General features: G+C 68.6%; 7 protein-coding genes. 2 read left to right on the top strand and 5 right to left on the bottom strand.

Annotated elements, in window-relative coordinates:
- On the top strand, positions 1-790 hold a 790-nt coding region (locus VHS75_RS11865; protein ID WP_329638824.1), incomplete at its 5' end, for an alpha/beta hydrolase family protein.
- A gap of 116 nt (positions 791-906) precedes the next feature.
- The gene (gene clpB, locus VHS75_RS11860; RefSeq protein ID WP_329638823.1) at positions 907-3,489 is read left to right on the top strand and encodes an ATP-dependent chaperone ClpB; all 2,583 of its coding nucleotides are present in this window, start codon (positions 907-909) and stop codon (positions 3,487-3,489) included.
- 60 nt (positions 3,490-3,549) lie between these two features.
- Here the strand turns inward: clpB and VHS75_RS11855 are convergent, their stop codons facing one another.
- The 5 genes from VHS75_RS11855 to arfB form a co-directional block, all read right to left on the bottom strand.
- Positions 3,550-3,924, bottom strand: a complete 375-nt coding sequence (locus VHS75_RS11855; RefSeq protein WP_329638822.1) for a hypothetical protein — start codon at positions 3,922-3,924, stop codon at positions 3,550-3,552.
- A gap of 74 nt (positions 3,925-3,998) precedes the next feature.
- Positions 3,999-4,277 carry a hypothetical protein gene (locus VHS75_RS11850; RefSeq protein ID WP_329638821.1) on the bottom strand — a complete coding sequence of 93 codons (279 nt, stop codon included), beginning with the start codon at positions 4,275-4,277 and terminating at the stop codon, positions 3,999-4,001.
- An 85-nt stretch (positions 4,278-4,362) separates the two neighbouring features.
- Entirely contained in the window at positions 4,363-4,914 is a 552-nt protein-coding gene (locus VHS75_RS11845) for a hypothetical protein (RefSeq protein WP_329638820.1), read from the bottom strand.
- 62 nt (positions 4,915-4,976) lie between these two features.
- Positions 4,977-6,101 (bottom strand): DUF3667 domain-containing protein, encoded by a 1,125-nt coding sequence (locus VHS75_RS11840; RefSeq protein ID WP_329638819.1) that lies wholly within the window; start codon positions 6,099-6,101, stop codon positions 4,977-4,979.
- Positions 6,102-6,524, bottom strand: a complete 423-nt coding sequence (gene arfB / locus VHS75_RS11835; RefSeq protein ID WP_329638818.1) for an alternative ribosome rescue aminoacyl-tRNA hydrolase ArfB — start codon at positions 6,522-6,524, stop codon at positions 6,102-6,104.
- Positions 6,525-6,567: the final 43 nt, after the last annotated feature.

The following is a 6,567-nucleotide window of genomic DNA, read 5'->3' as shown; positions in this document are numbered from 1 at the left end:
CAACGAGGTCCGGACGCTTACATACCCTGCCGCCGACGGCACCCCCATTCCCGCCTTTTTGGTCCTTCCCCGCGGCGTACCGGCGAGGCGGCTGCCGCTGGTCGTGATGGTCCACGGCGGCCCGGCCTCGCACGACAAGCCAGGCTTCGACTGGCAGTCACAGGCGATCGCGTCACTCGGCTATGCGGTGCTCCAGCCGCAATATCGCGGCTCGGATGGCTTTGGCCGCGCCCATCTCGAGGCCGGCTACGGCCAATGGGGCCGCAAGATGCAGACCGACCTCTCCGACGGTGTGCGCTATCTGGTCGGCCAGGGGACCGTCGACCCCAAGCGGGTCTGCATCGTCGGGGGCAGCTACGGCGGATACGCCGCGCTTGCCGGTGCAGCACTGGATACTGGAGTCTATCGGTGCGCCGTCTCCTATGCCGGTATCTCCGACATGAAGCGGTTCGACAGCTGGGTCGCCAACAAGAACGGCTTCGCCAGCCAACGCTATTTCCGGCGCTTCCTGGGCGCCGAGAGCACCAAGGACCCGACGCTGCTGCAGGTCTCGCCGGCCGCCCACATCGATAAGGTGACCATTCCGGTCCTCTTGATCCACGGCAAGGACGACACCGTTGTGCCGCTGGAGCAGAGCCGGATCATGGCCGACGCGCTGAAGGCGGCCGGCAAGCCGGTGGAATTCGTGACCCTGGACTCGACGGACCATTGGCTGACGGGCGGCGAAACGCGGCTGGCGATGCTGCAGGCGACGATGGCCTTCGTGGAGAAGAACAACCCGCCTGACTGATCTGCCCGCGGGATGGCGGTAGCGCCTTGTGTGGCGGATCGGCCACACTACATCCGGGGAGCGGGCGTCGCGCTTGATCGAGGCGATGCCGGTCAATCCGCCTACCGAGGGGACCCATGAATATTGACGTCTATTCCGACCGCGCCAAACAGGCGATCCAGTCGGCTCAGAGCCTCGCGCTCGCGCGCGGCCATCAGCAGTTCGCGCCCGAGCATCTGCTGAAGGTGCTGCTTGAAGAAAAGGACGGGCTGTCGCGCGCTCTGATCCAGAGCGCCGGCGGACGGCCCGATGAGGCCGACACGGCCATCGACCTGGCGCTGACCAAGCTGCCGAAGGTCGAGGGCGGCACGGGCCAGCTCTACATGAAGCCGGAGGCCGCGCGGGTCTTCGCCGATGCGGAAGCCGGGGCCAAGGCCGCCGGCGACGCCTTCGTCACCACCGAGCGCCTGCTGATCGCCATCGCCAAGGAAGGCGGCGACGCCGCCAAGGCGCTGAAGGGCGCGGGCGTGTCTGCCAAGGCGCTGGAAGACGCCGCCGTGGCGCTGCGCAAGGGCAAGACCGCCGACAGCGCGTCCGCCGAAGAGGGCTACGACGCCCTGAAGCGTTACGCCCGCGACCTGACCCAGGCCGCCCGCGACGGCAAGCTCGACCCGGTGATCGGCCGCGACGAGGAGATCCGCCGCACCATCCAGGTCCTGTCGCGCCGCACCAAGAACAATCCCGTGCTGATCGGCGAGCCCGGCGTCGGCAAGACCGCCATCGTCGAAGGCCTGGCGCTGCGCATCGTCAACGGCGACGTGCCGGAGAGCCTGAAGGACAAGCAGCTCATGGCGCTCGACATGGGCAGCCTGATCGCCGGCGCGAAATACCGCGGCGAGTTCGAGGAGCGCCTGAAGGCGGTCCTGAACGAAGTCACCCAGGCTGAAGGTTCGATCATCCTGTTCATCGACGAGATGCACACCCTGGTCGGCGCCGGGAAGTCGGACGGCGCCATGGACGCCTCCAACCTGCTCAAACCCGCGCTGGCCCGCGGTGAGCTGCACTGCGTCGGCGCGACCACGCTGGATGAATATCGCAAGCATGTGGAGAAGGACGCCGCGCTGGCCCGCCGCTTCCAGCCGGTGTTCGTCTCGGAACCCACGGTGGAGGACACCATCTCGATCCTGCGCGGGCTGAAGGAGAAGTACGAGCTGCACCACGGGGTGCGCATCAGCGACAGCGCCATCGTCGCCGCCGCGACGCTCTCCAACCGCTACATCTCCGACCGCTTCCTGCCGGACAAGGCCATCGACCTGATGGACGAGGCGGGCAGCCGCGTGCGCATGGCCGTGGATTCCAAGCCCGAGGAGCTCGACGAGATCGACCGGCGCATCGTGCAGCTGAAGATCGAACGCGAGGCCCTGTCAAAAGAGACCGACGCCGCCTCCAAGGCGCGCCTGGAAGCCCTTGAGGACGAGCTGATCGACCTCGAGGCGCAGTCCGAGGACATGACCGCCCGCTGGCGCTCTGAGAAGGAGAAGGTCTCTTCCGCCGCCCAGGTGCGCGAGGCCCTGGAGCGCCTGCGCGCCGAACTGGTCACCGCCCAGCGGAACGGCCAACTGCAGCGCGCCTCGGAGATCGCCTATGGCGAGATCCCGACGCTGGAGAAGCGCCTGGCCGAGGAAGACGCCAAGGCCGACAAGGACGCCGTCTCCCCCGAAGTGGTCGACGCCGAACAGATCGCCGCCGTCGTCTCCCGCTGGACCGGGGTGCCGGTCGAGAAGATGCTGGAGGGCGAGCGCGAGAAGCTGCTGGCCATGGAGGACGCGCTGCGTCAGCGGGTCGTCGGCCAGGAAGAAGCGCTGCTGGCGGTCTCCGACGCGGTCCGTCGCGCGCGCGCCGGCCTGCATGATCCGAACCGGCCGATCGGCTCGTTCCTGTTCCTGGGCCCCACGGGCGTCGGCAAGACCGAGCTCACCAAGGCGCTGGCGGAATTCATGTTCGCCGACGACTCGGCGATCACCCGCCTCGACATGAGCGAGTACATGGAGAAGCACTCGGTCAGCCGAATGATCGGCGCGCCTCCCGGCTACGTCGGCTATGACGAGGGCGGGGCGCTGACCGAGGCGGTGCGCCGCCGGCCCTACCAGGTCGTGCTGTTCGACGAGGTCGAAAAGGCCCATCCGGACGTCTTCAACGTGCTGCTGCAGGTGCTGGACGACGGACGCCTGACCGACGGCCAGGGCCGCACGGTCGACTTCCGCAACACCATCATCGTTATGACCTCCAACCTGGGCTCGGAATTCCTGGCCACGTTGGACGAGGGCGAGGATGTCGAGGTCGCCCGCGCCTCGGTCATGGACGTGGTGCGCCGCCACTTCCGACCGGAGTTCCTGAACCGGATCGACGAGACCATCCTCTTCAAGCGGCTGGGCCGCGCGGAGATGGACGGCATCGTGAAGATCCAACTGCAGCGGGTCGAGAAGCTGCTGGCCGACCGGCGGATGTCCATCGCCCTCGACGCGGCGGCCACCCACTGGCTGGCCGAGCGCGGCTATGATCCCGTCTATGGCGCGCGTCCGCTGAAGCGGGTGATCCAGAAGGAGCTGATCGACCCGATCGCCAAGAAGCTGCTGGCGGGCGATCTGGAGGATGGCTCGGTCATCGACGTCTCCGCCGATGCTGACGGCCTGATCATCGGCCGCGCCAAGGTCCACTAAGCCAAAACGCCCGCCGGTCTCCCGGCGGGCGTTCTTGCTTCGGCGATGTGTGTCTGGCGGTTAGTCGCAGACCCGCCGCGTCACATAGTGGTCGACGCGATCGTCGTAGCTGTCTTCCAGCTTGCATTTGATGCGGTGGCCGTCGGCGGCGTACAGGCCGTTGGGGTCGGGGCCGTAGCGGTCATAGGGCACGCGCGAATAGCTGTCGGCCAGGGCCGGGCCCAGGACCGCCGCGCCTTCCGGGACGTAGTCGCCGGGGGCGCGATAGCCGTCGTCGTAATAGGGCCGGCCATAGGCGTCGTAGCGGTAGCCGGGCTCCACGACCGCCGCGGCGGGCGGATAGACCACATAGGGCTGGGCGTGGAGGGCCGGCGCTGCGGCCGCGCCGCCGAGCGCCACGGCGGCGCCCAGAGCGCTGAGAAGAAGCTTACGCATAACTACCTCCTGCGAGGCATCCCCTCGGGCCGGGGAAAGCGCGTTCAGCCGGGGGCTGGTTCCCAGGGCGCAGCTTATCCCTGGAGCGCGCAGCGCCGTGTCGCGCCCGAGGTCAGGCGCACCAGGTCGGTGTGGGGATCGTAGGCGCCGGGATAGCTCGTCAGGCAGGCCGCGATCCGCCGGGCCTCGGCGTTGTAGCCGACGTCCAGAGCCTGTCCGTGATGGATGGCCGACACTGCGAAACTGTCGGCCGAGACGGCGATCCGGGACGCGCCTTGCGGCGCAGCGGCGGCCGACGCGGCGGCGGCCCCGGCAAGGCTTGCGATCACGATGGCGGCAAGGAACTTACGCATGCTGGAACTCCCACGCAGGGATGTTCGCGCCCCCGCCGCCTATTCAAACTCGCCAGATGCCGCGGGGTTCACATCAACAGATGTTTCAGAGTTCGAAGCTGGTGACCTTGCCGCCGCGGGTCACCACCCGGCGCATCATCGCCAGGCTGGGTCCGGTCTGGCCGGCGACCGGCTTGGCCAGGGTCACCACGTACCACGCCCCGTCCGGCAGGCCGGTGAAGCTGAAGTGGTCCGCCGCGTCGCAGCCGACCCGCTTCACATAGGGGTTGGAATCCCCGGGCGGGGCCTGGTTCTGGCGGCTGCGCACGTCGTCGGCGGTCAGCGCCGCGTGCTGGTCCGACTGGTAGAGCACCTGCATCCGCCGACGCGCCCAGGGCGTTTCCGGTGTCAGCACCACGGTCTGGCCCGCGCAGGTGTAGCGCACAGGGCCTGTGGACCGGCCCAGCGCGCCGGCCAGGGTGTTCCTGCCGGGAGCCTGAGACCAGGCGAAGTCGCCGGCGCGGAAGGTCGTCTCGGCGGGCGGCGGCGGGCCGCCGGCCAGTCGTCCAGGCGCCGGCGGCCCCAGCGAAGGCGCGCAGGCGGAAAGGGAGGCCGCGACGAGCGCGGCGGCGGCGAGGAGACGGACGCGGTCGGCCATATCGCGCAGCTTATAGGCCAATGCGGCGAAATCGCGCCATAGGCGAGAAATCGTCGCGGGTTTCAGAGCTGGGTCAGCGCCAGCACGAAGACCGCGGTGAGCAATAGGGTGAAGGCGACGAAGGCGACCGACCAGACGATCGTGGTTTTCAGCACCGCGCCCAGGATGCTGGAGCCGTAGGCGCCGCGCAGGGTCTGGAAGAGGTTGACCAGGCTCCAGAGGGTCGCGCCCACGAACCACCAGCCCATCATCGACAACGGCAGCATCAATCCGGCCGCGCTGATCAGGAAGTTGAACGACAAGAGGTTCATCGCCACCAGCAGGTGGTCATAGAGGAAGACGTCCTTCCGCCGGGCGTAGACCATGGCCAGGCTTAGCCCGATGATCGGCAACAGCGCGATCGCCAGCCGGTGGCCCCACTCGAACACCACCGACCAGTAGTAGTCGGGGTTGGCGACCGCCTTCTTGACGCCGGCCTTCCACCAGCTGGTCTCGTTGCCGGGCTTCGACGCCAGGGCCGCGTTTGGGTCGACCGCAGGCAGGCCCTGAGCCACGCGGTCGGCGCGCTGCAGGGCCGCCTGGTAGCGGTCCTGGGCGCGGGCGACACGGCGGGCGTAGCCGGCCTCGATCTTCGGACGATTGGCGTCGGCGTTCTTCAGTTCGTCGGCGCGGTCCTTGGCGTCTTCATCCAGGCTCTCCTTGAGGTCCTGGGCCGCCTCGGCGCGCATCTTCTGCACCTTGTCGGCGCGGCCCTGCGGCGTGGCGAGCTTCGCCGCCTCGGTCCGCTTCTCCTGCGCCTGCGCCACGGTCTGCTCGTGGGCCGCGTGCTCGGCGGCGAAGATGAACAGCAGGAGCGCGACGAGGAACGTCCGGAACGGCGGCACGTGGCGCACGATCCGGCCGTCGATATAGTCGCGGGCCAGGCGGCCAGGCCGGAAGAACAGCGCCGGGAAGGTCCGCCAGATCCGCCCGTCGAACTCGAACAGGCCTTCCACCGCCTCGAACGCCAGGTGACGGATCGAGCGCTTGTGAGTGTCCGAGTCCTGGCCGCAGACGTGGCAGTAGGCGCCTTCCAGCGGTGTGCCGCAGTTGGCGCAGGGCGTGCCCGGCGGCGGAACGTGCTTGCGCTTGGCCCGCAGGAAGCCGGACAGGCCGCCGATCGCGGCCGTTTCAAGCTCGATGCTCACCTAGTCGTCCCCCTTCGGCCGCCCGCGCATCGCCTTCACGCCGGAGCGTTTCGACTTGCCCTCCAGACGCTTCAGCTTGGACGCATAGGTCGGCCGGGTCTTCTTGCGCGGCTTCGGCCGGTGCGTGGCCTGCTCGATCAGCTCCAGGAGCCGGGCGCGCGCATCCTGGCGGTTCATCTCCTGGCTGCGGTGGCTCTGGGCGAAGATCACGATCACCCCGTCCTGGTTCATCCGCTGCCCGGCGATCCGCGCCAGCCGCTCCTTGACCTCGTCCGGCAGGGACGGCGAGGCCATGGCGTCGAAGCGCAGCTCCACCGCCGAGCTTGACGTGTTGACGTGCTGCCCGCCCGGCCCGGAGGCGCGCACGAACTTCTCGGAGATCTCGTCGTCCTCGATGGCGAGGGTTTCGGTGACCTGGATCATGCGCCTGACATGCCACGGTTCGGGCGCTTTCGCGACGTAGCCA

It is taken from the genome of Phenylobacterium sp. (genome assembly GCF_036264965.1).
In the GTDB taxonomy this organism is placed as follows: domain Bacteria; phylum Pseudomonadota; class Alphaproteobacteria; order Caulobacterales; family Caulobacteraceae; genus Phenylobacterium.
Note: the sequence above shows the minus strand (reverse complement) of the source record. Positions and strands in the feature narration are given on the sequence as shown.

What these genes read in the sequence shown, in the direction of transcription:
- clpB (WP_329638823.1), top strand. Translation starts at nt 907, where the DNA reads ATGAATATTGACGTCTATTCCGACCGCGCCAAACAGGCGATCCAGTCG.
- arfB (WP_329638818.1), bottom strand. Translation starts at nt 6,524, where the DNA reads ATGATCCAGGTCACCGAAACCCTCGCCATCGAGGACGACGAGATCTCC.
- VHS75_RS11845 (WP_329638820.1), bottom strand. Translation starts at nt 4,914, where the DNA reads ATGGCCGACCGCGTCCGTCTCCTCGCCGCCGCCGCGCTCGTCGCGGCC.
- VHS75_RS11855 (WP_329638822.1), bottom strand. Translation starts at nt 3,924, where the DNA reads ATGCGTAAGCTTCTTCTCAGCGCTCTGGGCGCCGCCGTGGCGCTCGGC.
- VHS75_RS11850 (WP_329638821.1), bottom strand. Translation starts at nt 4,277, where the DNA reads ATGCGTAAGTTCCTTGCCGCCATCGTGATCGCAAGCCTTGCCGGGGCC.